Annotated in this window: 25 protein-coding genes and 1 other RNA gene; 18 read left to right on the forward strand and 8 right to left on the reverse strand. The window is 35.7% G+C overall.

The annotated features are described in order from the left end of the window. The first annotated feature begins 4 nt into the window (after positions 1 to 4). Positions 5 to 463 (forward strand): hypothetical protein, encoded by a 459-nt coding sequence (locus tag DPQ89_RS17870; RefSeq protein ID WP_127718413.1) that lies wholly within the window; start codon positions 5 to 7, stop codon positions 461 to 463. Here DPQ89_RS17870 and DPQ89_RS17875 read toward each other — a convergent pair. Beyond that, a complete protein-coding gene (locus tag DPQ89_RS17875; protein ID WP_164848526.1) occupies positions 446 to 1,435 on the reverse strand; it encodes a tRNA-dihydrouridine synthase in 990 nt (329 codons plus the stop codon). The genes DPQ89_RS17870 and DPQ89_RS17875 overlap by 18 nt on opposite strands. A gap of 96 nt (positions 1,436 to 1,531) precedes the next feature. Between DPQ89_RS17875 and DPQ89_RS17880 the strand changes: the two genes are divergently transcribed. The 6 genes from DPQ89_RS17880 (at position 1,532) to DPQ89_RS17905 (ending at position 6,244) form a co-directional block, all read left to right on the forward strand. Beyond that, a complete protein-coding gene (locus tag DPQ89_RS17880) occupies positions 1,532 to 1,981 on the forward strand; it encodes an NUDIX domain-containing protein (RefSeq protein WP_127718415.1) in 450 nt (149 codons plus the stop codon). Beyond that, a complete protein-coding gene (locus tag DPQ89_RS17885; RefSeq protein ID WP_127718416.1) occupies positions 1,966 to 2,736 on the forward strand; it encodes a hypothetical protein in 771 nt (256 codons plus the stop codon). Before DPQ89_RS17880 ends, DPQ89_RS17885 begins: the two co-directional genes overlap by 16 nt. After that, on the forward strand, positions 2,733 to 3,188 hold the full coding sequence (locus tag DPQ89_RS17890; protein ID WP_127718417.1) for a hypothetical protein: 456 nt from the start codon (positions 2,733 to 2,735) through the stop codon (positions 3,186 to 3,188). The genes DPQ89_RS17885 and DPQ89_RS17890 overlap by 4 nt, the downstream gene beginning before the upstream one ends. Before the next feature lie 202 nt (positions 3,189 to 3,390). Then, positions 3,391 to 4,755 (forward strand): hemolysin family protein, encoded by a 1,365-nt coding sequence (locus DPQ89_RS17895; RefSeq protein WP_127718418.1) that lies wholly within the window; start codon positions 3,391 to 3,393, stop codon positions 4,753 to 4,755. Positions 4,756 to 4,850: 95 nt separating this feature from the next. Then, complete coding sequence (locus tag DPQ89_RS17900) at positions 4,851 to 5,831, forward strand: NAD(P)/FAD-dependent oxidoreductase (protein ID WP_127718419.1); 981 nt, start codon at positions 4,851 to 4,853, stop codon at positions 5,829 to 5,831. Next, complete coding sequence (locus DPQ89_RS17905; RefSeq protein ID WP_127718420.1) at positions 5,831 to 6,244, forward strand: hypothetical protein; 414 nt, start codon at positions 5,831 to 5,833, stop codon at positions 6,242 to 6,244. The genes DPQ89_RS17900 and DPQ89_RS17905 overlap by 1 nt, the downstream gene beginning before the upstream one ends. Positions 6,245 to 6,247: 3 nt before the next feature. Here the strand turns inward: DPQ89_RS17905 and DPQ89_RS17910 are convergent, their stop codons facing one another. After that, positions 6,248 to 6,598, reverse strand: a complete 351-nt coding sequence (locus DPQ89_RS17910; RefSeq protein WP_127718421.1) for a 2Fe-2S iron-sulfur cluster-binding protein — start codon at positions 6,596 to 6,598, stop codon at positions 6,248 to 6,250. A gap of 108 nt (positions 6,599 to 6,706) precedes the next feature. On the opposite strand from DPQ89_RS17910, the gene DPQ89_RS17915 reads away from it, so the two are divergent. From DPQ89_RS17915 to DPQ89_RS17925, 3 genes are all read left to right on the forward strand, one after another. After that, positions 6,707 to 7,813, forward strand: a complete 1,107-nt coding sequence (locus DPQ89_RS17915; RefSeq protein WP_206611194.1) for a Glu/Leu/Phe/Val dehydrogenase dimerization domain-containing protein — start codon at positions 6,707 to 6,709, stop codon at positions 7,811 to 7,813. Positions 7,814 to 7,966: 153 nt separating this feature from the next. Then, on the forward strand, positions 7,967 to 9,079 hold the full coding sequence (locus DPQ89_RS17920; RefSeq protein ID WP_127718422.1) for a hypothetical protein: 1,113 nt from the start codon (positions 7,967 to 7,969) through the stop codon (positions 9,077 to 9,079). 122 nt (positions 9,080 to 9,201) lie between these two features. Further along, entirely contained in the window at positions 9,202 to 11,388 is a 2,187-nt protein-coding gene (locus DPQ89_RS17925) for a thiamine pyrophosphate-dependent enzyme (protein WP_127718423.1), read from the forward strand. Between the two features lie 26 nt (positions 11,389 to 11,414). Here DPQ89_RS17925 and DPQ89_RS17930 read toward each other — a convergent pair whose 3' ends face one another. Next, positions 11,415 to 12,392 carry a hypothetical protein gene (locus DPQ89_RS17930; protein WP_127718424.1) on the reverse strand — a complete coding sequence of 326 codons (978 nt, stop codon included), beginning with the start codon at positions 12,390 to 12,392 and terminating at the stop codon, positions 11,415 to 11,417. Positions 12,393 to 12,665: 273 nt separating this feature from the next. Here DPQ89_RS17930 and nadC point away from each other — a divergent pair, with 273 nt between their 5' ends. Next, entirely contained in the window at positions 12,666 to 13,517 is an 852-nt protein-coding gene (gene nadC, locus DPQ89_RS17935; RefSeq protein WP_127718425.1) for a carboxylating nicotinate-nucleotide diphosphorylase, read from the forward strand. Between the two features lie 2 nt (positions 13,518 to 13,519). Further along, positions 13,520 to 15,082, forward strand: a complete 1,563-nt coding sequence (locus DPQ89_RS17940) for an L-aspartate oxidase (RefSeq protein WP_127718426.1) — start codon at positions 13,520 to 13,522, stop codon at positions 15,080 to 15,082. A gap of 45 nt (positions 15,083 to 15,127) precedes the next feature. Here DPQ89_RS17940 and DPQ89_RS17945 read toward each other — a convergent pair whose 3' ends face one another. The 3 genes from DPQ89_RS17945 to DPQ89_RS17950 all read right to left on the reverse strand — a co-directional run bounded on the left by DPQ89_RS17945 (position 15,128) and on the right by DPQ89_RS17950 (position 16,421). Then, complete coding sequence (locus tag DPQ89_RS17945) at positions 15,128 to 15,376, reverse strand: hypothetical protein (protein ID WP_127718427.1); 249 nt, start codon at positions 15,374 to 15,376, stop codon at positions 15,128 to 15,130. Positions 15,377 to 15,544: 168 nt separating this feature from the next. Next, a complete protein-coding gene (locus tag DPQ89_RS18775) occupies positions 15,545 to 15,676 on the reverse strand; it encodes a hypothetical protein (protein WP_255411361.1) in 132 nt (43 codons plus the stop codon). A 217-nt stretch (positions 15,677 to 15,893) separates the two neighbouring features. After that, positions 15,894 to 16,421, reverse strand: coding sequence for a pentapeptide repeat-containing protein (locus tag DPQ89_RS17950; protein ID WP_164848528.1), 528 nt, complete (start codon positions 16,419 to 16,421; stop codon positions 15,894 to 15,896). A gap of 193 nt (positions 16,422 to 16,614) precedes the next feature. On the opposite strand from DPQ89_RS17950, the gene DPQ89_RS17955 reads away from it, so the two are divergent. The 5 genes from DPQ89_RS17955 to DPQ89_RS17975 are packed head-to-tail and all read left to right on the forward strand — an operon-like array spanning position 16,615 to position 21,590. Then, a complete protein-coding gene (locus DPQ89_RS17955) occupies positions 16,615 to 17,256 on the forward strand; it encodes a helix-turn-helix domain-containing protein (protein ID WP_127718429.1) in 642 nt (213 codons plus the stop codon). Further along, positions 17,253 to 18,023, forward strand: a complete 771-nt coding sequence (locus DPQ89_RS17960) for a hypothetical protein (RefSeq protein ID WP_127718430.1) — start codon at positions 17,253 to 17,255, stop codon at positions 18,021 to 18,023. The genes DPQ89_RS17955 and DPQ89_RS17960 overlap by 4 nt, the downstream gene beginning before the upstream one ends. A 24-nt stretch (positions 18,024 to 18,047) precedes the next feature. Further along, positions 18,048 to 19,085 (forward strand): A/G-specific adenine glycosylase, encoded by a 1,038-nt coding sequence (locus tag DPQ89_RS17965; RefSeq protein ID WP_164848529.1) that lies wholly within the window; start codon positions 18,048 to 18,050, stop codon positions 19,083 to 19,085. A 7-nt stretch (positions 19,086 to 19,092) separates the two neighbouring features. Continuing rightward, on the forward strand, positions 19,093 to 20,181 hold the full coding sequence (locus DPQ89_RS17970; protein ID WP_127718432.1) for an endonuclease/exonuclease/phosphatase family protein: 1,089 nt from the start codon (positions 19,093 to 19,095) through the stop codon (positions 20,179 to 20,181). Further along, positions 20,178 to 21,590 carry a hypothetical protein gene (locus DPQ89_RS17975; RefSeq protein WP_127718433.1) on the forward strand — a complete coding sequence of 471 codons (1,413 nt, stop codon included), beginning with the start codon at positions 20,178 to 20,180 and terminating at the stop codon, positions 21,588 to 21,590. The genes DPQ89_RS17970 and DPQ89_RS17975 overlap by 4 nt, the downstream gene beginning before the upstream one ends. Here the strand turns inward: DPQ89_RS17975 and DPQ89_RS17980 are convergent. After that, positions 21,587 to 22,918 (reverse strand): twitch domain-containing radical SAM protein, encoded by a 1,332-nt coding sequence (locus DPQ89_RS17980; protein WP_164848530.1) that lies wholly within the window; start codon positions 22,916 to 22,918, stop codon positions 21,587 to 21,589. The genes DPQ89_RS17975 and DPQ89_RS17980 overlap by 4 nt on opposite strands. Positions 22,919 to 22,971: 53 nt before the next feature. After that, an RNA gene (gene rnpB, locus DPQ89_RS17985) (RNase P RNA component class A) lies at positions 22,972 to 23,323 on the reverse strand. Positions 23,324 to 23,478: 155 nt separating this feature from the next. Here rnpB and DPQ89_RS17990 point away from each other — a divergent pair. After that, positions 23,479 to 24,882, forward strand: coding sequence for a TolC family protein (locus tag DPQ89_RS17990; protein ID WP_127718435.1), 1,404 nt, complete (start codon positions 23,479 to 23,481; stop codon positions 24,880 to 24,882). The last annotated feature ends 4 nt before the right edge of the window (positions 24,883 to 24,886 follow it).

Consider the following 24,886-nt stretch of genomic DNA (forward strand, 5'->3'; position numbering starts at 1 on the left):
AAAAATGAGAGATAGCAAGAATTTCTCTGTTATAATGATTTCAATGACTTTAAATGAAAACAATAAATACTTATTAACCTACTTGATTGCTCTTATTATTCTGACTACTTTGCTTTGGGGAGTGAGTCTAAATTATTCTTCTTTAAACTTTATTATTTTGGGATTTTGTTGGAACTTTACTATAAAGGCCCCAACACTCAGAGAAAGAATTCTTCTTAAAAAGTATAAGTTTAGTTTTTTGAAATTCATTTTTAGGTTAGATGACTTTCTGGGATCATTTAGTGAGAGCTATTGGAAAAATGTTTTTCTTCGCTCTTTGCCTCCGATTCTGATTAGTTTCTTCTCTTATTTTCTTAGTTCAAAAGGATGGTTTATCTTAACTCTTGCAGGGTCTGCATATTTCGAACTGATTTATTACTTAAGATTAAGACAGCTTGAAAAAAAGCTAGATTCCGTAGAGTAGATCTTTAAAATGGTCTAACGACTCTGCTCTTTGAAAGCTTGATCTGACTGCATCGCCATTTTGAAAATCATCAAATAAGTATCTTGAAAAAGACTTAAAGCGATTAAGAACATTAACCTGCTTTGTTTGCACTTTCTTATATTCTCGTTCAAGTTCATCAAAATAATTTTGTAAATACTTCTTTCTTTCTTCAAGCAAGAAATCGTCATCTAGCTCATCATAGTTATCACGATACTGATTATATAAAGTTGCTAACCAAGGTGTTTTTAAAGCTCCTCTACCAAGCATGATAGAGTCGCATCCAACTTGAGTAAACATTCTATCAATATCCCTTAATGTCCAAACATCACCGTTGCCTATGACTGGAATTGAAACACTTTGGACCGCCTTCTTTATGTAGTCCCAGTTTGCTATTCCACGATATAGCTCATCACGAGTTCGTCCATGAATTGTTATGGCATCGACACCTTCATCTTCAAAAAGTTTTAAGGAGTCAAAGAACTTATCAGTATTCTTATATCCAATTCTAATTTTTACAGTAAATGTTTTAGAATAGTTCTTTCTAATAATTTGAATGATCTCTCTGAGCTCTTTCATTTCACTTAATAAGTAGGCTCCACCTTTATGAGCATTAACTTTTTTAGATGGACAACCTAGGTTGAGGTCAAGGTGAGTTATTTCATTAATAGCTTCAATCTTTTTTACAGTGTCTTCAGTTTGGGCCCTATAGCTCGTCAGAATTTGAAATCCTGTCTTTTTTCTCAGCTGAGAGTTGGCCAAAACTTTATGGCCATAGTGAGATAGTATTTTTTCATTTGAAAACTTTCCTACTGTCGGTACTCTAAGAAAATCCGTACACAGGTAATCCCACTCAGGAAAAGCACGATCAATGGCAATTCGATAAGGCTCGTCGGTAACGCCTTCCATAGGTGCAAACAATAGGGATCTTTCTTTAAAAGGAAGCTTTCTCATGGGTTGCTTATAGACCATTCGTGTCAAATTCTCAAGACTTGTAGTCACTTTCTATTTTTGCTAGAAAAGATCACGTAATTTATTCTAGGAATCGAAGTGATTATACCTGTTTCAATAATTATTCTTGTTAAAGATGTATCTGAGCTTGGCTGCAAGCTGTGGATGCAACAAAGAAGTGAAAATGGACCTCTAAATGGTCTTTTAGAGTTTCCTGGAGGAAAGATTGAGGATGGTGAACTTCCAATAAGTGCGTGTAAAAGAGAGCTTAAAGAAGAGTCACAGATTGATATTACTCATCTTGAGCAATTTAAGATTGTAAGCTATGAGTATAAAGATAGATCTGTGTGTCTGTTTGTCCACTTTGCTAATGGACAAGAATTAGTGCCACTTAATGGTGATTGGTTTGATTTTACTTTTAAGTCAAAAAGTTTAGCTTACAAAGATCGGTTGCCTGCGGTAAATTACGAGATAATTGATGATTTACTTGATTATTTAAAGAAGCATTTAGATGCTGGTTTCTTGGAGAAAATATGGGTGCAGAAATAGTAAATGTCGCCGAGTTCTTTTTTTTAACTCTTGCCTTAGGTGTAGGACTATTTACTTGGGTTGCTGACTCTAAAATGACAGGTGCTGGGTTTCAGGGTTTGATTAATAGCGTTTGTCTGGGCTCTACTTTAGTCGCCACAATTATCCACTTAACATATGGAACATTTAGCGATCCCTTTTCAATAAAGTACTATATTGCGGCCATTTGCTTTCTACTCATACGACTCTTTCATAAGGATGAGAAATCTCTTTTTATGTGGGTGCTCTTTATTATTCATAATGCGACCTTATTACTCCTTCTTTTAAAGTTCCAAAATGGATGGGGGCCAATGTTTCTCTTTGGAGTTTCCTCATCTGTGATTCTTGGAATTATCGTTTATGCGATGACGCTAGGGCATTATTACTTAGTAGTTCCAAGGCTAAGTGAAAACCCACTTAAGGTTGCGGTGCTAGTTCTTTGGACTATACTTGCTATTAAAATTACGTGGTCGGGGCTTGAGATCTCTAAAAATTGGGCATTCTTTCAAGAGTTTACTCAGCTAGGTGGAGGCTACGCCTTTAACTGGATGATGTTGACGATGCGTGTTGTTTGGGGCTATGTTGTCATCCTTGTAATGAGCATTTTTACGTGGAAATTAGTAGTGATTAGATCTACTCAAAGCGCGACAGGTGTTCTATACGCTATGACAATCTTTGTTTTTGTCGGAGAGTTAGTTTCGGCATACTTATTATTTAAATACGGATTACTGATATGATGGAAGTCACTTTAACATGTTCAGAATGTGGATCAGGAATCCATATTCACCCAGATGTTGATGCCCATAAGGCAATTTGCGATGTTTGCTCAAATGAGATGAATGTCACTTTTGATGAGAATCACGCTAAGGGGATTCTTAAGGATTGTCCTTGTTGTCAAAGAAAAGACTTTTACTCTCAAAAGGACTTTAATAGAAAGATTGGTGTGGCCCTCTTTGTGATAGCCGCAATTCTATCTATTTGGACCTACGGAATCTCTTTTATTGTTCTTTACGCACTGGACTTATTTCTCTTTAGAAAACTTGCTAAGGTAGCGATTTGTTATAAATGTAATACGATTTTTAGAAATTTGACCAATATGGAAGAGTTGTATGGCTTTAATCATGAGATGAACGATAGAATTGTCTACTCTGACCACGATTTTGGCGGAGAGCAATTAGAACACCACTAATAAAAGATTGATTTTACATGCATTATAGACTTTAATAACAATGCATTGTATTATATAAAGGCATTTAATTGATAATGCATAGAGATATTAACTTAACCAGGAACTATGAAATAGAACCTCCATTTCGCGGCCATAGTATTGAGGCCAGTCCGAACGACTCCACAGACCCTTTACCCTTTCATTTATTAACAGGACCGTTGTCATGATTGAGACCTATGAAATAGTCGCTCTTGTGGCCTGCTTTCTTTTTTCCGGTATTTTCTCTGGTTCAGAAGCTGTTTTAATGTCCATTAATATTGATAGAGCGCGACAAATAATTGAGGCCGGTGGAGCAAAGGCCAATGCTTTAAACTTTATGGTTGAAAGGCCTAATGAGCTACTGACTACTATCTTAGTTGGAAATAACGTTGTTAATATTTTTGCTTCGTCACTGATGACAACTATCACGGCCCGTGTTTTCTCTAGTGATTCAATTGGTATTGCCGTTGGTATTACAACTTTTGTAATTCTAATTTTTGGTGAAATTATTCCAAAAACTTTTGCCAGAACTCATGCTGAAACTTTAGCTGTACCTACAATTAGATTTCTTCAAAGTTGGTATATTGTTCTCTTTCCAATTATTAAAAGTATCGTTTGGTTCATTACAACATTCTTGGGTGAGAATGCTGAATTAACAGGTCGACTAATTACGAAATTAGATATTGAGTACATGGTTCAAAAAGCAGAAAAAGAAAATACGATAGACTCTAAACAGGTTGACCTTCTTCACTCTGTTTTAGATTTCCCTAAAATTAAAGTTAAAGATATTATGATTCCTAGGCAAAAAATCAAGTATCTTAAAACGACAATGAACTATAAAGAAGTCTTAAGTGTCGTCGAAGCCGATGCCCACTCGAGATTCCCCGTTTGTGAAGATGAGCTTGAAAATATGAAAGGCTTTCTTCATGTAAAAGAACTTGTTTTCCTTGACCCTGATCATAGGGATTCATTTAAAATTGAAAATCATTTAAAAACACCTTTTTTCGTATATGAGCATATGAAGATTCAAGCAGTCTTTGATCATATGAATAGAAAGAAAGTTCACCTTGCTCTAGTTAAAGATGAGAATGGACTTGTTGTTGGAATTATCACTCTTGAAGATATCGTTGAAGAAATTTTTGGAGAGATTCAAGATGAGCACGATGAGGAAGAAGATTCAATCAATAAAGAATATCAAGAAAGTGATCTTGAGTCTGGAATTTATATTGAAGGCTCCCTTTCTTTAAGAGATCTCTATAATGAATTTAGTATAAAGATTCCTTTAAATGACAACTATTCAACCGTATCGGGATTCATTTTAGATATGCTGGGTAATAATTTTCCTGAAGAAGGACAAATTATTGTTTGGGAAGGTCTCTCTTTTGAGCTGAAAAAAGTTCAAGACTATGAGATTAGAGAAGTTCGAATTCAAGATGTAGACGGCGAGAAGCACTTCTTTTCTAGACGTGACGCCGCAAATGCTCATGATGAGGATGCTGGTGAAGCTATTTCTGACCAATCTAGTACCTCAAAGACTCCTGCTGTATAAGCAAAACTACCGATAAATTGTTATTATAATGATATAGCTCAAATCTATTTCCTAGATTTTGAGCTATAATCTATTATGTTTTTAAGGAGCTAATTATGAGTGAAAAAATATATGACGTAGCAATTATTGGAGGAGGTTCAGCGGGAACAATGGCCGCCTTAAGATCTGTTTTAAATAATGATGAAACTATTCTATTTCCAGGAACGGGAAAAGATAAGAAAAAATCTAGAGCAATGTGGGTGACTAAGGTCGAGAACATGCCTGGGCACTTAGAGTATAAAAAAGGTATTGAACAACCTAATAGAGAATCATTAACTTGGTTGTCTGAAGAAAGTGAACTTAAAGATAAGTTTCATTGGATGAAGAATAAGGGAATTACTGAAATTAAAAAGGAAGGAGATCTCTTTATTCTAAAAGATAATAAAGAGGAACTATATAAGGCCAATTACGTCATTATTGCTACTGGAGTTATGGACGTTCAGCCTATGATTCAAGGTGAGATGGCACCAGTATTTCCATATGCAAATAATCAGTCCATAGACTACTGCCTTAGATGTGATGGACATCATATTTATGGAAAAGAAACTGGAATTATAGGTCACGGAAATGGTGCTGGTTGGGTTGCAGCGATGTTGTATGAGAGGTATCAACCACCGGCAATGAAAATATTTACAAATGGTGAGACTCCAGAGTTTGATGAAGAAGTGAGTGCCCTAATTGAAAAGTATGGTATCGAAGTTTACGAGGGAGAAATTCTTGGAATTAATGGCGATACTAAGGCAGGAAAGCTTGAGTCTTTCGAAGTTATGGGAGACGGAGTAATTGATGTTCAAATGAGCTTTGTCTCTCTTGGAATGATTGTTTACAACGAGTTGGCGAAGTCTCTAGGTGCAGAAGTCGATAATAGAGGTTTTGTAATAACTAATGAAAAGGGTGAGACTAATATTGATCGATTATATGTTGCAGGGGATTTGAGAGCAGGTGTAAAAAAACAAATCTATACTGCTTGGGACACCGCTGTTGATAGTGCCGATGATATTAATGCCCGTATAAGAAGATTTAAGAGAAACCAATAATGAAAATCTTTTTAACAATACTTTTTTCAATATCAACCGTTGCGGGATTCACTGGAAAGTGGAGCGCAACGGGTTTTTATGAATCGGACCGAAACAGTGGGAAGTGCCAAGAGGTTTTCCTACAGCTAAAGAAAACGAATAGTCGATTTATGATTTTAGATGGCGGCTATATTTGCGCAGATATTCAAGCAAGTTATCCACCATCAAGTTTTGATATTGTGGATAGTGAATTATTTTATCGTAATCAAAGAGTGGGAACCATAACAAAGGATAAAATAGAGATAAGTTACCTTGATGGTGTATATAAACTTTCTTTGAATATTTTAGATGGTGAAATTCTTTTCACTGAATCTTGGAAAGACGAAGAAGATTTTCTCACTATTGAATCAAAGATGAAAACTCTAGAACTCTAGAGTTTACTTCTTTAGTACGTGAATTTTTATATCCCCAAATACTTTAGAGCGGCACGATAGTCTTAAGTTTTTGCCTTCAATCCAGTCTTTACCATGGGTCTCTAAATATGATTCGTTTAAGTGGTCAATAGTATCTTTTTCAATAACACTTAGTTTTGATAGGTTTTCTTCCCCCTCAATGACATTGATTCTACAAGAGCCACAAGAGCCTGCGAGACAACCACTAGGTAGCTCATGTCCTTGTAATTCAAGAGATTCCCAGAGGACTTGACCCTCAGCAACTTCAAAAGTTAATACATTTTCTGATAGAGTTTCCCCGTCCTCAGCAAGTTCTACGAGTGACACAGTGTGCATACGAATTTCATCCTTTAATGACTATAGTTTCGTCAAATTTTAACATGTATGTGAACCATATCGGTTCATGAAATGAAATACTTAGATCTCACACAAGGGAGCCAAAAAATGATGAGCTTTGAAAGATTATATAAAGACGGACACGAAGAGGTAATTTTCTTTAGCGATCCAAGCTGTAATCTAAAGGCAATTGTTGCAATCCATAATACTACACTTGGACCAGCATTAGGTGGTACGAGAATGTGGCCTTATGCATCTGAAGAAGAAGCTATAAATGATGTACTAAGACTGTCTAAGGGAATGACTTATAAAGCAGCTGTATCTGGATTAAATCTAGGTGGTGGTAAAGCTGTTATTATTGGAGATCCAAAAACAGATAAGTCTGAAGCTCTATTTAGATCATACGGTAGATTTTTAGAATCATTAAACGGAAGATATATCACAGCAGAAGATGTGAATATTGGAGTTGAAGATATTGAACACGTATTTACTGAAACAAGTAATGTTTGTGGTGTTGCTCAGGTTCATGGTGGATCAGGTAACCCATCTCCGTATACAGCTAAAGGTGTATTCAGAGGAATTGAAGCATGTTGTATGCAGGTGTGGGGAGATAGATCTCCAAAAGGTAAGACTGTTGCAATTCAAGGAGCTGGTTCTGTTGGAAGATACTTAGCAAGCTATCTTGTAGAAGCGGGTGCACATGTTAAAGTGTGTGACATCAGTGAATCAAACTTAGAGCTTTTAAAAGAAACTGTTCCATCGATTGAAGTTGTTGGCGTGAATGATATTTATGATGTTGATTGCGATATCTATGCTCCATGTGCTCTAGGTGCAACAATTAATGACGATACAATCAATAGATTAAAGTGCAAGGTTGTAGCAGGTGCTGCTAATAACCAATTAGCTGAAGATCGCCATGGTGAAATCCTAAAAGAAAAAGGAATTCTTTATGCTCCTGATTATTTAATCAATGCTGGTGGATTAATGAACGTTTCTATTGAATTTGAAGGCTGGTCTGATGATAAGTCTTCAAGAATGGTAGATACAATTTACGATACTACTCTTCAGGTTTTTGCAATTTCTCAAGAACAGAATATTCCTGTAAATAAGGCAACAGATGTACTTGCTGAAAGCAGAATTGAGGCCATTAAGAATATCAATGGAAAATACCTTGGTAATCTTGGTCACAGATTCCCAGGTAGAAAAACTAGATAATTATACCTTCTAAAATCCTCCCAAATTCCTTTGGGAGGATATATAAATTCGATAAATTATAGAACTTGAGTAAATTACTCTTGAAAGTAATTCACTTTAGGGCACACTTCTTTCCCCATTCGAATGCCGCATCGCCTCTGCTAAAATAAGTTGATGAATAGTATAAGATGTCTAAAGACTCTATTTACTTTATCGGCAATGACTTTGAGCTTGAATGTCTTTTCGATAGATTTTGAAGACGCCATATTTCCTGAATTGGCAACTTCCGCACGAGCACTCGCAATCGGTAATGCATATGTTTCAAAGGCCGACGATGCTTCAGCTGTTTACTATAATCCGGCAGGTTTAGGAACAGTTAGAAAGACTCACTTTCACATTAGTAATTTTCATTTTGAAGTTAATAAGGGTCTTATTTCAAATGCGACAGGCGGTAATATGACTAAGATTATGGGAAATGCAATGGATGCATTTTCCTTAAACGGTCAAAGAAAGATGCTGCTTGAGAATAAAGGCTCTATCAATCATCAGAGATTTAATTTCTTACCAAATTTTACGACACGCTATTTCAGTTTAGGTTACCTTTTTTCTAAGAGAACAAGATCGACAATTGGAACAGCAGAGGATGCTCTTTTTGAGTATGCAGATAGAAGAGACCACGGACCATATGCCGCTTTAAACCTTTCTTTATTTGGAGGAGTCTTTAAAGTAGGAGCTTCGGCCACTTACTTAAATCGAAATGAAGTTCAAGGTGAAAGAGATGCAAATATTGAATTTGCTATTAGAGATGATGATACAAAAAAGGGATCGGCCCTAATTGTAGTAGCGGGAACGAAATTAACTTTACCGATCAAATTTCTTCCTACATTCTCTGCTAAGATGAATAATGCTTTTCAACAAAAATTTTCTGTCGGAAGTACTAATGGAGCGCCAACAGATGTTGTGAATTCTGTAGATGTTGGTTTTTCAATTACGCCACAAATTGGAAAAGTAGTTAGGCTTCATTTGGAGACAAATTATAAGGATATAACCGGTCTTCATAGCGGAGTTTCAACTAATAGGAAAATTACCTTTGGGGCAGAGTTTGATATCGCAAGAAAGTTCTTTTTTAGGTTCGGATATGGAGATGGTTGGGGATCTGGAGGACTAGGAATAAAGTCACAGACTCTAGAGTTTGACCTCACAACATATGCTGTTGATACAACCACTAACGAATTTCGAGGAAAAGAAGATAGGCGCTTTGCACTCAGTGCTAGTTACGGCTTCTAACTATTCATAAAATCAAATACTTACAAAACTTAATGTCGCGTTATTTTAGACATTCTATCTTCTTTTAGGTAGTGTTTGCTAGAATTTTTTAATATTGCTGGGAGACCCAGTGAGGAGTTGTAATGCTCGATAAAACAAAGGGACCAAAAGAAATGAGTTCTAAGAAATTAAAAGTACTTTCTGGTGAAGAAAAATTAAAATTAGCGAAAAAATATAAGTTAAAAAAAGAAGATCTAGTCGCTCTTTTAAGAAATATTTTTGTATCTAGAAAATTAGATGATGCAGAAATTTCAATGAAAAAACAGTCTAAGGCATTCTTTCAAATTTCTGGTGCTGGACACGAAGCGGTTCTTTCTGCTGCGGCCAAAGCAATGAAGCCTAAGTACGATTGGTTTATTCCTTATTACAGAGATAGAGCTCTTTGTACGGGTCTAGGTGTAACTCCATATGAAATGCTTTGTCAGGCAAATGGAAATGTTGGTGATACAGCTTCTCATGGAAGACAAATGCCTGCTCATTGGGGAAATGTTAATTTAAATATTGTTACAAAATCATCTTGTACTGGAACTCAGTTTCTACAGGCATGTGGTGTCGCAGAAGCTGGAGAGTACCTCACTAATCTTGCGGCTAGTGGTGAGACTTTAGAAGGGATGGACTTTCATGATGATGAAGTTGTCTACACATCTTGTGGTGATGGAACAACTTCTCAAGGAGAGTTTTGGGAAGGAATGACAACTGCGTGTGTTAATAAGCTACCAGTTTTATTTCATGTTGAAGACAATGGTTACGCAATTTCGACGCCTACTTTTGTTCAAACTCCGGGTGGATCAATCTCTAAGGCAATGAAAGACTTTCCAAGTCTAAAAGTTATTGAATGTAACGGTAACTGTCCAATTGAATCTTACGCTGCTTTCGTTGAAGCAGTAGAGCATATTAGAAAGAAAAAAGGTCCAGCACTTGTTCACTCTCATGTAACAAGACCTTACTCTCATTCTTTGTCTGATGATCAATCAATGTATAGAACGACTGAAGAGCTTGAAGAGGAAAAGAAAATCGATTGTTTTGTTTCTTACCCTGAGACTTTAATTAAAACAGGAATGATGACAAGAGAAGAGATCGATGCACTTTTAAAAGAAGTTTCTGCAGAAGTTAGAGAAGCGATGACAAAGGCAATTGCAACAGAGTGGCCGAAGCCTGAAGACTCTTTAAAGCATCTATTTTCTGAAGACGTAAATATTGCTTCATCTGAGTTTGATACTACGCCTTTACTTGAAGGTAATGACGATATTCCAATGGCCGGAGCAATAAACGCTGTTCTAAAGAGCGAGTTCTCATCAAACCCTCTACTTAGAATGTTTGGTGAAGACGTGGCAGATTTCTCACAATTAGAAAAACTCGATAACCCAGATCTAAAAGGTAAGGGTGGTGTTTTTAAGGTTTCTTCAGGAGTTCAAAGAGCTTCTAAAGAAGGACAGGTATTTAACTCGGCACTAGCTGAAGCAAATATCATTGGTCGTGCTATTGGTATGGCCATGAGAGGTATTAAGCCGGTTGTTGAAATTCAGTTCTTCGATTATATCTGGACTGCATATATGCAATTAAAAAATGAAATGGCGACAACTCGTTACCGCTCTGGTGGAGACTTCAAGTGTCCAATGGTTGTTAGAGTCCCAATTGGTGGATACTTAAGAGGTGGTGCTATGTACCACTCACAATGTGGAGAATCTCTCTTTACTCATATTCCAGGTATTTGTGTTGCATACCCATCAAATGCAGCCGATGCGGCAGGATTATTAAGAACTGCAATTCGTGCAGATGATCCAGTTATGTTCTTAGAACATAAGCACCTTTACTATCAAGGGTACAATAGAACTGCTGATACAGGTTCTGAGTATATGATTCCATTTGGTAAGGCTAGAATAGCTCGAGAAGGAACAGATGCAACTGTAGTCGCTTGGGGAGCTCTGGTTCAAAAATCTATCGAAGCTGCAAAAAGACTAGACAGTGAAGGGTTCTCTGTTGAGGTTATCGATTTAAGAACTCTTGCTCCTTTTGATATGGATGCAATTAAAGAATCTCTTTCTAAAACGAATAGGCTTCTTATTGCTCACGAAGAAACTAAGACCTCTGGGTTTGCTGGAGAAATTACAGCAAGAGTTAATGAAGAGTGTTTTGAGGCTTTAGATGCGCCTGTTTTAAGAGTCGCTGCTAAAGATACTCATGTTCCTTATTGTCCTACTTCTGAAGACTATGTTCTTCCTCAGATCGATGATGTCTATAATCAACTCAAAAAATTACTTTCATACTAGAGAAAGGGCACATTAAGTGCCCTTTTTTATTTCTTAACTTGTCGGCAAGTAATCTTGTGACCATCGAGAATAATCTTCCTATAGCATGTTTGCTCTTTATCTTTAAAAATTTGTTTATCTTTGTAAAAAGTCCACCTTCTATGATCTTTAGTATCTACTGTTGCTTTTGTTCTAATCCTATTTTCTGGGACGTTATAAATCCTGCTACTTGAAATTAAAATTGTAAGAATTAAAATTGAAAACTTTCTATTTATTGAAAATATGAGCAGTAATATAAATCCAAAAAAATCGAGCTCTACGCTAGGAGAGTATCTCGAAACGATCGATGAGATATTAACAAAAAATTTTATCATCCATAAGAATGGAGAGCAAAGATCTATTCCGACTAGGGCACTTGGCCAATAGCTTAGAAACATAAATGGAAAAATTAGAGAAAATACGGTTGTAATAAGAAAGCCTAGGATAAATCCTAAAATATTTAATTGGGTGTGAAAGAAAAAGGTGATGATTAAGTTTGCGATAAAGAAGGATATAAGTATAAAGCTCGATTTGGGAGTAGAGAGTAGTACTCCAATAAATAAGAAACTAAAGGTAAAGCTCAATGGAGAGTATCTATAGGTTCCAAATAGAAAATCAAAAAAAAAAGAGACAAGAAATATATAGAAAAAGTCTATTTCTAAGTTTGTTCTTTTTAGAAAGAAGTTCGAAATTCTTAATAGGGAAATTCTTTTTAAAGAATACAGTTGATTGAGTCCAAAGGGCATTAAGCATAGGGAAAGCTCTAAAAGTGCTGAGAGAAATATCTTATTCTTTCTTTTTAGTAATCTAATTAGAGGAATGAAGAAAATAAAAAATGAACTAAAATGTATTCCACTTGGAGTAAAGAGATGGTTAATTTGTAAAATTGAAAAGTTTTGTTTTTGTTTCTTTTTTAAGCTCCTCTTATCTCCAATTATGAACGCCCTTGTAAGTGAAAAGTTTTCTTGAGTTTGAATCTTCTTCATTTCAAAAAGATGAGACTTAATAAAGGGGGAAATTCTTTGAGGTGTATAATGACGAGTTTGTGACAGGTTTAAAGCAAACAGCAGACTGGAAGTGAGAATGATAAACGTTAGTCTAAAGGTCTTCATTCTTAGTTAAAGAGCAAAGCTACTCGTTAAAGCTTAAGGCTAAGTTATAGAAATTACGTAGGCTTGGTTTCCCTCATCTCAAAATTGAGTATTAGGCTTAACTTATTGTTTCTTAAGAGATATGAAGATAGAACTTAAGGAGTATTTATGAGTCAAAACTTATTTGAAAAATCAATTCTTAAAGATATGGAATATTTTTTCAGTGAAGACGATCTCTCACGAAATCATTCTTATATTTCGCAACTACCAGATGAACTTGTTAGTTGTTCTCTAAAAATTAAAGATGATATGATCCTCAGTGGTCTCCCATACTTTGTCGCGGCCTTTAACTACCTCGGAGCACAATTAGATTGGAATATATTTAAAGAGTATGAAGGTAAGCAATTTTCTAAGTCAGATCTTTCTCAGATTAACTTTACACTTCCGTTTTCACTCGCTCTAACTGGTGAAAGAATAGCTTTAAATCTTTTACAAAGATCTTCTTCAATAGCAACCTTTACAAATAAATTTGCAACCCTTGCGGCAAAGCGGGGAATAAAAATTCTCGACACGAGAAAAACAACTCCAGGCTTAAGAGGTCTTGAGAAATACTCTGTTAAGCAAGGTGGTGGCTTTAATCATCGTCTAGGACAAAGTGATGTCTGGATGGTTAAAGATAATCATAAATCTTTCTTTGGGGGAGTTAAACAAGCCGTTGAATATTTTAGAAATATGAATGGGTTCTACACACCAATCGAAGTTGAAATTCATGATATTGATGAGCTGAAAATCGCATTTGATTTAGGCGTAAATCATTTAATGTTAGATAACTTTACTCCTGAACAAATTAAAGAAGCTATCTCTCTAAAGAAAAATGGTGTCACTTATGAAGCATCCGGAGGAATTAATCTTAGTTCTCTTGAAAGTTATTTAATAGAAGGACTAGATGCAATTAGTGTTGGGTCAATCACATATGGTGCTCCAAGTGTAGACTTGTCACTTAAATATCAAAGAGATTAATTATGGAATATAAATTCGATGTCACAATAATTGGTTGTGGAATTTCTGGACTTACTGCCGCTGCTAAGTTGGCAAAGACTGGAATGAAGGTAGGAATACTTACACGTGAGGCAGACCCGAATTTATCTAATACATATTGGGCCCAGGGTGGAATTATTTATTCTGATACTCAAGATAAAGATTTAATTAATGATATTTCTAAAGCATCTGCTTATACATCTAATTTATTGGCCGCCGAAATATTAAAAGATCGTTCTGGAGATATTCTAAAAGAAGTTTTATTAGAAGAAGCAAATACTGAATTTGCTCGAGATGATTCTGGTGAACTCTTGTATACTAGAGAAGCCGCGCACTCTATTGATCGAATTTTGTATCAAGGAGATTTCACAGGGAAGTCAATTCAGATCTCTCTTATTAATATGTTAAAAGATAAGAATAGATTTCCTAATGTTCATATCCTTACAAAACATACTGCGATAGATCTCTTGACTCCAATGCATCACGGTGTCACGCTTCAGCAAAGATATGAAGATAATAATGTTGTTGGACTGTATGCTCTTAATCAAGAAACTAGAGAAGTTGCAAAAATCATATCGAAATTTACAATCTTGGCAACTGGTGGTGTTGGTGGTTTATACCTACATCATTCGAACTCGGAAGGCGCAAGAGGTGATGGACATGCAATGGCCAAGAGGGCAGGAGCGGTTCTTACTAATATGGAGTTTATTCAATTTCATCCAACAACATTCTTTGATTCCTCTTCACATAGAAGATTTCTAATCTCTGAAGCCGTTAGAGGTGAGGGAGGAATTCTTGTTAATTCAAATGGCGTCGCGTTTATGGAGAAGTATCATCCAGATCGAGAGCTTGCGCCAAGAGATGTCGTTTCTAGAGCGATTGCAGATGAAATAATTGAAACAAGGCACGACTGCGTTTATTTAGATATCACACATAAAGATAGCGAATGGATAAAAGAGAGGTTCCCTACAATTTATAAGCACTGTCTTGAAAAGAATGTTGATATAACTAAAGAGCCTATCCCGGTTGTTCCCGCCGCTCATTATACATGTGGTGGAGTTAAGACTGACTTGAAAGGAAGGACTAATTTAGAAGGTTTATATGCTGTTGGAGAAGTTGCCTGTACAGGTCTTCATGGAGCAAATAGGCTAGCTTCGACTTCTTTACTTGAAGGACTGACTTGGGGATATATAGCTGCAGAAGATATTTTAAAAAGAATCGATACTTTTAATCACTATGATGGGTATAAAATCCAAGATTGGCGAAAAGGACATCTCGAAGCCGACGTTGCACTTGTTGCCCAAGATTGGCTAACTCTTAAGCAAACTATGTGGAACTATGTTGGATTAACTAGAACTTCTCATCGACTTAAAAGAGCTGATGCTATGTTTAGTGAGTTGTATGATGAGATTCAGCGCTTTTATAAAAATGCTGAATTAAGAGATAGTTTAATCGGACTTAGAAATGCAGTCGAAGTTGGTTACATGGTTTTAAACTCTTCAAGAAGAAATAATGAATCAGTAGGTTGTTTCTACAGAAAGAACTAAAAAAAACCACTCGCTCATTCAAGCGAAGTGGTAATAATTTTTCTATTACGCTGCCATTGATGTTGGAAAGGGGTAGAAGATGTGATCGATATATTCGTTCACGACATCTTGAACAATCTCTTCAAAGTCATATTGTTCCATTCCATCTTCTTTTGCAGATTTCCAAATGACGGCCAGGTGGTTATTGAATTCGCCAGCGTAAAACTGACCTGTTTGCATGCAATCATTATAGACTTGATCTAGTTCATCTCTATATTGATCAAACAAAATTTCTAATTGATCTTGTTTGCTCATCAACTCTTCCTCCGTTAACGTGCTATCAAATTATTTTAGTGGGATAAATTTATCCCGAGGTGGGAAATAGGTGTTATCTAATTTATTTAGGGAGTTATCTCTACTTTGCGAATTAAAGAGAATATTTAGGGCCTGACGTGTAATTAGATAGTTAAGTTAAAAGAGCCATTATTCTAGGTCAGATTCAATAGATTTAAGGTGTGATTGTATATTGTCGAGTTCGATATATTCAACAATAACTGCTTGTGCTGTTTCAGCTATAAAGAATGAGAGTAGTAGTGATGCTATAAGTTCTTTCATCTCAGTTTCCTTTATATAATGAAGGACCTATTCTTAGATGTGCTCTGGCACTCCGGAGAGTGCCAGATCAGTCGGTAGGCCAAAGATTTGTCTAGTTGATAGGTCCATCTATCAGTGACTAGATTAGAAAATTGCCTCGATCTTTAAATGATATGTTTTTAGCGAATATATCCTTGAGGCATTTTGAAGAATATTCGTTGCTAAGTAATTAATTTTATTAAGCTGCTTGTTTACCGAAGAGAAAGTTCTCCAAAAGTTCAGTAAAGGTTGCAGTTTGCTCTTGTTTTAGTGGTACTACAGCTTCCTCTGCTGCAATTGCTTGCTCCCAGCTTTGATCTACGTTGCTAATACAAGAACTTAAAAAATTGTCCTCATTTGATGCGTAATATACTGTTTTTGCGTCAAGATGAGAGAAGTTAAACTCACTCTTTCTAATTGGACTAAAGTCCCAATTGCAATTAACAAAGTGAGTCCCAGTAAAATTGCTGTGCGAAACACTTGAAAATTGGAAGTCGCAATTGATGAATTTACAGTTGATGAACTTGCAATTCTCAATTTTTGACCCATAAAAGACACAGGACTCAAAGGAAACATTCTTAAAGGTAGTGAGAGAGAAGAGAGAACCTGAAATACTCAACCCCTTGAATTCTTTAGTATCTAGAGTCATATTTTCAATAACTTCATACTGTGCGTCTTCTTGGGCCTCATTCATTAAAGGATTAAAAAATTGAGTTAGAGTTTTCATGTTACGTTCCCCTGAGCCTGTGTTGTTTGCAACGTTGTTGCGTTGCATAAATCAATAGTAGTGCAATTGACTATTTGCGTCAAGTAATAAAATTGCATTAAGGAATTTATTTGCACGACCGATAGTAATTACAACAACTCGCGAGAGTAAAATTAATACGAGAAAACGTATAATCAGTAGCTTGGAGATCAAGATGGACAATTTCAATAAAGACAAAATTGCAGAATACCTAGGTGTGGTCCGTAAGTATATGCAAGTACGTGGGGCCTTGTCGCAAAAAGAATTGGCCGAACTAACGGGAGTTGGTGTTTCTACAATGAGTAGGTTCTTGGCCCAGAAAACATCTGATTTAAACCCACAATTAATTGCAAAGATTACCGCAAAGCTAAATATACCGCTGCATGAGATAATTGACTTCGTAGAAGAGGATTACTCCGATCATTTCATTAGATTGGTAAAGTTCTACAAAGAAGAAGGTGGCCTTGCTGATGTTGGTCCAAGTGATCCAGTCCCTGCTAGTGAAGCTTCTGGCCCAGTTTCTACTAACGCTACTGAAGGTTCGTTTGAAGAAACATTTTCTGATGCTTTAGGCGCAGGAAGTGCGAAAAAGAATGTGACTGCCAAGATAAAAGTAGGTGGAAGAACTCAAAATATACCATTTGAAACTGAGGGTGGTAGAGAGTTAACAATAAAAGAAAAGCTAGAACAACTTTCTCCGAGACAGAGAGCATACATGAGCGACTTCTTAAATTTAGATATGGAAGGTAGAGATTTGATCGTAGATCTTGGTAATGACCTCTTTAGATTTTTCCGTCAAAAAGGAATGACTATTTGATAAAGTTTATTCTTGTATTATTATTTTCAATCAATGTTGCGTGGGCCATTCCTAAGGAAGTCCATTTCTTTTTTATTTCCCCAGAGAGCTCAGCTCTTATTATTAAAAAATTATCTACAGATATTTCTTTTTCAAAACAACTTCTTTCGCAGACTGCACTAGAAACAGAGTGCGTACCAATGGGTGATGGATGTTTTAATCCTCAAGTTGGTTTTATTGAAGGCGATTCTGGAGCTGGAAAAGAATCAGCACAACCAAACCCTATGAAAATGATTAATGCAGAAGATGTGAACCTAATTAATTGTGATAAAGATAATTATTTCGATATTTATTGCGGAAAAGCAATGAAAGAGGGGAAGCCATCAGGAGTAGAGTTTTGGATAGATACAAGTTCTAGCATGCGCTCGATTGACTTTAATGCAGACCCTGCCTACTGTGAACGTAGGTCTCTTGCATCTAAAATTCGAACAAGTTGTGGAACAAAGGTAGATATACATATTTTCGACACATCGAAGAAGCAGGCAGGTTCTCTTGATAGTGTTTGCCAAAACTATGGATTAAATAACCAAAAAAAGCTGATGCAGTGGATTCAGGACTCAAGAGCGAAGTCTGTTTATATTCTTACTGATAAAGATGAATTCTCTATTGAGCTTAGAGATTTTTTACACTCTATATCTGCGAAAATCTATGGCGGTGATTCAGGGACCTATACTATGAAAAGTATGCATGGTTTTGTTGATAATGCTATAGGTCAATATTGCAAATAATGATTGTTTTTAGTAAGTATGACTATGCTTACAAAACTACAGAAATGGTCGCAATCCCAACATTCTCATTTGATCTGGAGAAAGAATAGGTCTCTGTACCTTACTCTCGTCTCAGAAATTATGTTGCAACAAACAACTGTTTCGACTGTTAGTAATCATATAGAAAGTTTTTTAAAGAAATTTCCTGACTTAAAAACCCTCTCGAAAGCTTCTGAAGACGAAGTTTGTATCGCATGGAAAGGCCTGGGCTACTATAGAAGAGCAAGAAACCTTTTAAACGCGGCAAAAGAGATTCAGACAAATTTCAATGGTGAGATTCCTCTTGATTTTAATGAACTAAAAAAGATTAAAGGAATAGGAGATTATACAGCAAATGCAATCCTTGCAATTGGTGGCAATAAAAGAGCGCTCGCCTTAGATGCGAATTTAGAGAGAGTAATTGCTCGTTTTTATGGGATCAAAACTATTAAAGGCGTAAAACTTCAAAAAGATATTTATGAAAGATTTTCGAATAAAGAGATCCTTCCGCAAATGCGTAATGGTAATGCAAGAAAGATAAACGAAGCTTTGATGGACTTAGGACGTGTCTATTGCCAAGCTCGCAAAGCCGACTGCCTACTTTGTCCAATTTCTAAAGACTGTATTTCTTATAATCAAAACTTAGCACATATCATTCCTGTTAAGGAAAGTGTTGCAAAAGAAAAATTCGAACTAGAGTTGCTACGAATAATTGTAAAAGATAGAAAGAAAATCTTAGGTTATGTAAAGAGCGATAAAGAGTGGTTGCAAGGTCAGGTTGAGCTACCAACTTTTATTCTTAGTAGCGAAGATAAGACTTTGAAACAATATCCTGTAAAAAAGATGAGTATATCTACAAAGGAATTGAAATCATTTAAGACGACAATTACTAAATATAAAATTAAAAACTATATTCTCGAACTTTCTAAAGATCGTCTTGGTGATTTAGGGATTAATTTAGATGATTATACTTTTAGATCTTCAGATATAAATAAAACAAATTTCTCAACGGCGTCAATTAAAGCATTACGCATATCCAATTAGGAAAACTATGAAACTTCTTATTTTAATTCTTCTCTCTTTTAGTTCTTATGCACAATTGAGCATTGAAACATTTAATACTGGACTTGCTCATACATATGTACCGCTCGCTGAAGAGAGGCTACCTCTGATAATAAATGACTTAAAAGTTAATAAGAGCGACGTTCTTTGTTTGCAAGAAGTATGGACACAAGAAGATAGAGATAGAATAATTAAAGAGTTAAAATCTGTGTACCCTTACTCTCATTTCTCTGAAATTAAACAAGTTCGCTCTAAGCGTAAACCAACTTGTAAAATAAAAAACCTCTTTGGCAAAGGGAAGTTTGTTTCATGCACTTTGAAAGAATGTAAAGGTAAAGATGGGGATGATTTCACACAATGTGTTTTAAACACTTGTGGAGAATCAATGGAAAAATTAAAGAATGATAATAGAGTATGTGCAAATGCTTTATTGGCCCAAGTAGGTAAGTCTAGCTTAGGAGCAATCACACAAGTATTAAATCCATTTAAAGGAGCTTCTATGTTTGCTTATGGAGGTGGAGATGGACTTCTGTTGCTATCGAGAAAGAAAATGAATAATAAATCAATTATTGATTTATCAGATATATCGACATTGAATAAAAGGGCCGCTCTTGTGGCAACTATTGAGTCTGTTGAATTAAATTGTACTCACTTAAGCGCTAATCTTGCAGACTCGGTTGCATACGCTGGAAAGTTTGAGAGCTGGCAAGAAGAAAATAGCAAGCAAATTGAGAGGTTAATAAATAATACCTCATCGAGTGAGGGAAAGAGAATTTTGATGGGTGACTTTAACTGTGCCTTTGCTACGGGAAGCCTTGAGCCAGACTGGGAAGAAAATTGTCAGCAAATTCTTGATAGTCAATTTGAAAATACGTTTATAGATGAAGACCCTGCATGTACTTATTGCTCTTCTAATTCACATAACCCTGTAACGACAAAAGATATTTTAATTGATCATATCTTTAGTAAGAATGTAGACATTCGTTATCATGGGATAACAAGAGAGAATAAGATTCTTATAAACAATAAAAAAGAAAATCTGTCCGATCACTTTGGTGTAAGGGCATTTATTGAATGAAGAAACTTTCTTTCTATTTAGTTCTTTTCTTCTTAGTAAGTTGCGGCACTCTACGATCTCCAAAGAATGTTATTCCCATTGACTCATCTCCTCGAGGGGTTCAGGTCTACAATGACGAGAAACTTATTGGTGTAACCCCTTTTTTCTATGAAGCGAAAAGAGCTAAGACACATAAAATAGAGTTTCGTTATAATAAAAAAATTATCTCTAAAGAGTATAAATGCTCTTTAAATTGGGACCAATCTATATTACCCACATCTCTTATAATGCTACTATATCCAGCAGGAACTATTTTTGGAGGAGTAGGACTTTCTTTAGATGGGATTTCTGGAGGACTTTATAAATGTCATTCACCTTTGTTTGCTTATACCTCCTTTAAATTTGAAAATACGGAAAAAAAGAAAAAAGTTATCATGCTTCCTATTGAAAATGAATTTCAAGTCTTTTCCAAAGAAATGTTAGAGCGCTATAAAAGAGAAAATCTAGAAATTGAATTTCTAGATGATGAATTGATTTGGACTGATTTGTTTGAATATGGAATTAACCATTTTAAAGATAATCACCCTAGTAAAATACAAAGATACTTTTTAAACCAGATAGCTTCAAAACACGGAGCTACTCATTTTTACTACACTTCAATTCAAAAGAATAAGCAGAAGTATATTATTAATACACAATTATATGACGCCTATACATTAAAAATTGTAGAAGGATCTTTTAATAGAAAGTATGAAATAGAAGTTCCAGAAAATCATGATAACAACTGGTTAAAGAGTTTTGGGGTTTTCTTTAATATTATTCCAAATGGGTTTCGTTTAAGTCAATCAATAGATCCAAAGGTAACTTATTCGTATAATTTAAATGGTCAAGTTGTTGAAAAAGAAGCAATGATAACAAAGAGACATCCTAAGGCCTTCCCAAAATTTATTTCCTCTATTAATTTAGAAAGTATTTTACATCCACAAGACTACAAAATGTGGGATATTACTGGCTCGATCTTTCCAACTGTTTCTGCTTCATCTTGGATGAGCGAAGGACTAGGAGATGGTGGTACGTATAGTGCATGGATAGCAAGCTACTATTTTCTATTTAATGGAGAGTTGACTGTTCATACTCCGATAGGTGCACTCTCTGCGGGAGCAGGATATGGTTACTCTCTTAACTATATGAATGATTCCCTTGGTTCTAGTGAGGATAAAGTTCTGACTCTTTTCAATATTAATCTGAATTACGTAGCGTTTTTAACGAGGTCAATTTATCTTAAATTGGCGATAGATGCATTTGAGCCTAAGCAAGAAGGTTTCGGGATTGGAAACTATAAAGTGAGAAATTGGTCGCAAGGATCTATCGGACTAGGTTATTACTTTCCATCTTTACGGCATCTCGCAAGAGATTTACTAGATTTCTAAGAGGTCCACCAGTCGTAGATATCTTGTCTACTCTTATATATATCAGCGAGGGTGAATTTATCGTTTCTTATCTTTTCTGTTCTTAATTGCTTTTGTCTTCCTTCATAAAAGTCTTTTTTATATGTTATGGGACATTGCTCTTCATAGGTTTTACACTTTTTTAGTTCAACTAGTGAATCTAGAAGCTCTTTATTATATTCACTTAAATGAAGAATATTAAACTTGATAAGATCATTTATTAATTGATTAAAGCTTTTTCTAGGAAGAGCTAAAGGAGAGAGTACTACACTCGCATCATAGGTAATGATTAGTTTAGATAAGATTTTTATTCTTAACTCTGTACTAAGTAGAATCAATGACTTTAAATCAAAGAGACCGGGAAGTGTTAGAGTTAGATCAATGATTAATTCAGTATTTTCATTATTATCACAAAAGCTCTTAGCTCTTTTTAAATTCTCAAGCCATTTCTTCCAATTGAGTCCTGTTCTAATATATTCTCCAATCTCTCCTGTAGCATCAATACTGGCCGCAATGGTAACTTTCTTAAAGTGAGACAAGAAGTTTGAAAATAGATCTTGAGATTTAAATTGTGTTAATGACAAATTAGTGTTGTAGCGAACAATAATGTCTTTTGCCTGTCCTGAATCGATGAGTTTTTGCATTCCTTGCCAGTGTATTTCCCATAAGAGGGGCTCGCCTCCTGCCCAATAAAGTTCTCGAATTAGAGAATTATCAATGGCCGTCATAAACTCTTTTTCAACAACTTGGAGTTGAAAGTTTTTTATCTTTTCTTTTATTTCTGGAATGAGCCAAGGTTCATTTTCTCTAGACCATAAGTGATTCTCGATAACCTCTTTTTCCCACTTCGAGGAGAGTTGGTTACCGCACATGCGACAACTAAAGTTGCACTTATTGTTAAATCTATAATCAAATGAAACAGGACTTAGATTTGTTGATCCATCTTCTGCAGTGTTTTTAAGAGCGATGTCGATTAAGTCAGGAAAAACCTCTTCGTTGAAATAGTCCCTATAGCTAGAGCTTCCAATTACATTCTCATGACAAGCAGAACATTCTTTAGGAATTTCGCCGGCCAACATTTTTAAGCGAATAGATTTTAAGAAATCAGAGTTCCAATGTTGTTCAAGACTAATTGGAGAATATTCCTTTGTCAGTTCTGGAGTGCTTTGTGAGTCTTTGCCTAGATATTGTCCAGCAAAATTCATCTCTTCTTTACTTGCACAGCAAAGCCTACGCTCACTTTGTGGACTAATAAAAGTATGTGCCCAAGCGGCAATACAAAAGGCGTTATTTGGAGTTTTTCTATTCACACTTTGATTATAGACGGTGAACTGAACTTTAAGCAAATTCAATTGGATAGAAAAAACCGAGATGGGCGATAAGCCGGGTCCTGTCGTGAACTGTCATTCGTCTAGGCCATAAATTACTCTATGGCTCAAGCACCTTACCCGCCTGCATGGACTGGCCGCCCTTAACACAGGCCTATTTAGGCTTGCACCACGTAGAGTTTACCTGTTTTCACTACAGCAGGTATCATAAATGATTCAAGGTAAGGCCCACCGAAGTTACCCTTACTCTCTCAAACCCCTGTACATTCTTTCTGTTGCACTTGTCCTCACCTCGCGGTGGACGGGCATTACCCGCTACGCTGCCATGTGGAGCCCGGACTTTCCTCCCGTGAAGTAAACTTCACCGGCGACAGCCTACCCATCTCGGAATCTGAATTTATGCACTAAGTTAAACACTAAGTCAATTTTAATGATTATGTGGAAGTAAAAATGAAGCTTAATTATGTGAATACTTTATCGTGAAATTGTAAATCTCTAATGCAATATGGTAGAACTTTCAAAAATATTCGCAAAGGATTTAAATGAAAACGCTACTAGTAAATATCTCTATCTTATTTATTTTTACGCAAACTGCTCAAGCATCTCTATCTAAACTTTCAAATGAATATATTAGCTCCGGTTCGGATAATGAAAGTGCAAGAATGGACCTTGAAATCAATCAAGTTTCTAAGGAACTAGTGTTCGAATCTAAACCATGGGTTTTAAGTGCTACAAGCTCTCATGTGAATTCAAATTTAAATAGCTCACTCACACAGCTTCCTAGTGATTCAAGTTCTCAACTATATGAACTTGGAGTTTCTAAGCAGTTTTTTAGTGGAACGAGCGTAGTATTTTCTAATGCACTTTCTGACTATGAAAATAACCTAAGTTCAACTTCGAATAATACTGGGTTTACTCAATCTCTTACTTTATCGCAGGACCTTTGGAAAAACTTCTTGGGAAGAAATGATAAATTGGATAGAGAGATCGCTGATAAGACTTATGTCTATCAAGAAAGAGCAAATGAGGCCCTGCTCGCAAGTAACCTATATACATTTGTTACAGAGTATCTAGAGGTAAAAGTTAATAAAGCTCTTCTCAGCCTACAGGAGATGACCGTTGATAGAGCTCAGAAGAGATTAGACTTGATCAAAAGAAGAGTTAGAGATGGACTTAGTGAAAAAGTAGATCTCTTTAGTGCACAGACTAGAGATCTTGCCGCGAAGGAGAACTTAAGAAGTTTAAATATAAATTTAGAATCTAGTCTTGAGAGTCTTTCTAAGAGGCTTCATCGTAAAGTTTCCAAAGAGGAAGTAGAAGCCTATAAGATACAAGTAGAGAGTGAGCTTTCTAAAGTTGAAGGTGTTATTGAAGATAATCAAAGTTTAAAAAGTACATTTGAGCAAATCAATTATTTAGAAAGTACTTTCTTACAAAAGAAAAACTCAGTTTATCCAAACTTGAATCTTACTGGTAAATACGCTGCGAATAACTACCAAAGTAGCGGAAACCCAATTTCTAACGGAACGCTGGGTAATGAGGACGACGAATTAACAATTGGACTTACTTTAAGTTGGAATATGGGTTCAATTACTGAACGTTTAGCTAGGGAGTCTAGTTCAATCTCATTAAATAAAGCTAAAATGATTAATAGAAAGCAGTTGTTAACATTGAAACAACAAGAGAGCTTTCTTTTAAAAAGAGTCGTTGAAGTAGAGAGTTTACTTGAAACTGCGCTTAAGAGATTAAAAATATCTGAAAAAACACTTGAAGAATATAATCGTTTATATTCAAGAGGTAGAGCAAATCTAGACCAAGTTATTAGGGCCGAGGAAGATCTAATTGATACTCAGGTCTCTTATGTGAGATATCTAATAAGAAGAGATACTTACTACGCGTCACAGGCATTTTTGTACGGTAAGCTAAATAAAGCAATTTTCAAGTAGGCTA

Origin of the sequence: Halobacteriovorax sp. HLS (assembly GCF_004006665.1) — a bacterium.
Classification (GTDB): domain Bacteria; phylum Bdellovibrionota; class Bacteriovoracia; order Bacteriovoracales; family Bacteriovoracaceae; genus Halobacteriovorax.

Coding starts and splice junctions, on each gene's coding strand:
- DPQ89_RS17895 (WP_127718418.1), top strand. CDS start 3,391: ATGATTGAGACCTATGAAATAGTCGCTCTTGTGGCCTGCTTTCTTTTT.
- DPQ89_RS17925 (WP_127718423.1), top strand. CDS start 9,202: ATGCTCGATAAAACAAAGGGACCAAAAGAAATGAGTTCTAAGAAATTA.
- DPQ89_RS17970 (WP_127718432.1), top strand. CDS start 19,093: ATGAAACTTCTTATTTTAATTCTTCTCTCTTTTAGTTCTTATGCACAA.
- DPQ89_RS17875 (WP_164848526.1), bottom strand. CDS start 1,435: ATGAGAAAGCTTCCTTTTAAAGAAAGATCCCTATTGTTTGCACCTATG.
- DPQ89_RS17870 (WP_127718413.1), top strand. CDS start 5: ATGAGAGATAGCAAGAATTTCTCTGTTATAATGATTTCAATGACTTTA.
- DPQ89_RS17965 (WP_164848529.1), top strand. CDS start 18,048: ATGCTTACAAAACTACAGAAATGGTCGCAATCCCAACATTCTCATTTG.
- DPQ89_RS17885 (WP_127718416.1), top strand. CDS start 1,966: ATGGGTGCAGAAATAGTAAATGTCGCCGAGTTCTTTTTTTTAACTCTT.
- DPQ89_RS17950 (WP_164848528.1), bottom strand. CDS start 16,421: ATGAAAACTCTAACTCAATTTTTTAATCCTTTAATGAATGAGGCCCAA.
- DPQ89_RS17990 (WP_127718435.1), top strand. CDS start 23,479: ATGAAAACGCTACTAGTAAATATCTCTATCTTATTTATTTTTACGCAA.
- DPQ89_RS17905 (WP_127718420.1), top strand. CDS start 5,831: ATGAAAATCTTTTTAACAATACTTTTTTCAATATCAACCGTTGCGGGA.
- DPQ89_RS17900 (WP_127718419.1), top strand. CDS start 4,851: ATGAGTGAAAAAATATATGACGTAGCAATTATTGGAGGAGGTTCAGCG.
- DPQ89_RS17975 (WP_127718433.1), top strand. CDS start 20,178: ATGAAGAAACTTTCTTTCTATTTAGTTCTTTTCTTCTTAGTAAGTTGC.
- nadC (WP_127718425.1), top strand. CDS start 12,666: ATGAGTCAAAACTTATTTGAAAAATCAATTCTTAAAGATATGGAATAT.
- DPQ89_RS17910 (WP_127718421.1), bottom strand. CDS start 6,598: ATGCACACTGTGTCACTCGTAGAACTTGCTGAGGACGGGGAAACTCTA.
- DPQ89_RS17930 (WP_127718424.1), bottom strand. CDS start 12,392: ATGAAGAAGATTCAAACTCAAGAAAACTTTTCACTTACAAGGGCGTTC.
- DPQ89_RS17890 (WP_127718417.1), top strand. CDS start 2,733: ATGATGGAAGTCACTTTAACATGTTCAGAATGTGGATCAGGAATCCAT.
- DPQ89_RS17945 (WP_127718427.1), bottom strand. CDS start 15,376: ATGAGCAAACAAGATCAATTAGAAATTTTGTTTGATCAATATAGAGAT.
- DPQ89_RS18775 (WP_255411361.1), bottom strand. CDS start 15,676: ATGAAAGAACTTATAGCATCACTACTACTCTCATTCTTTATAGCTGAA.
- DPQ89_RS17915 (WP_206611194.1), top strand. CDS start 6,707: ATGATGAGCTTTGAAAGATTATATAAAGACGGACACGAAGAGGTAATT.
- DPQ89_RS17920 (WP_127718422.1), top strand. CDS start 7,967: ATGAATAGTATAAGATGTCTAAAGACTCTATTTACTTTATCGGCAATG.
- DPQ89_RS17955 (WP_127718429.1), top strand. CDS start 16,615: ATGGACAATTTCAATAAAGACAAAATTGCAGAATACCTAGGTGTGGTC.
- DPQ89_RS17940 (WP_127718426.1), top strand. CDS start 13,520: ATGGAATATAAATTCGATGTCACAATAATTGGTTGTGGAATTTCTGGA.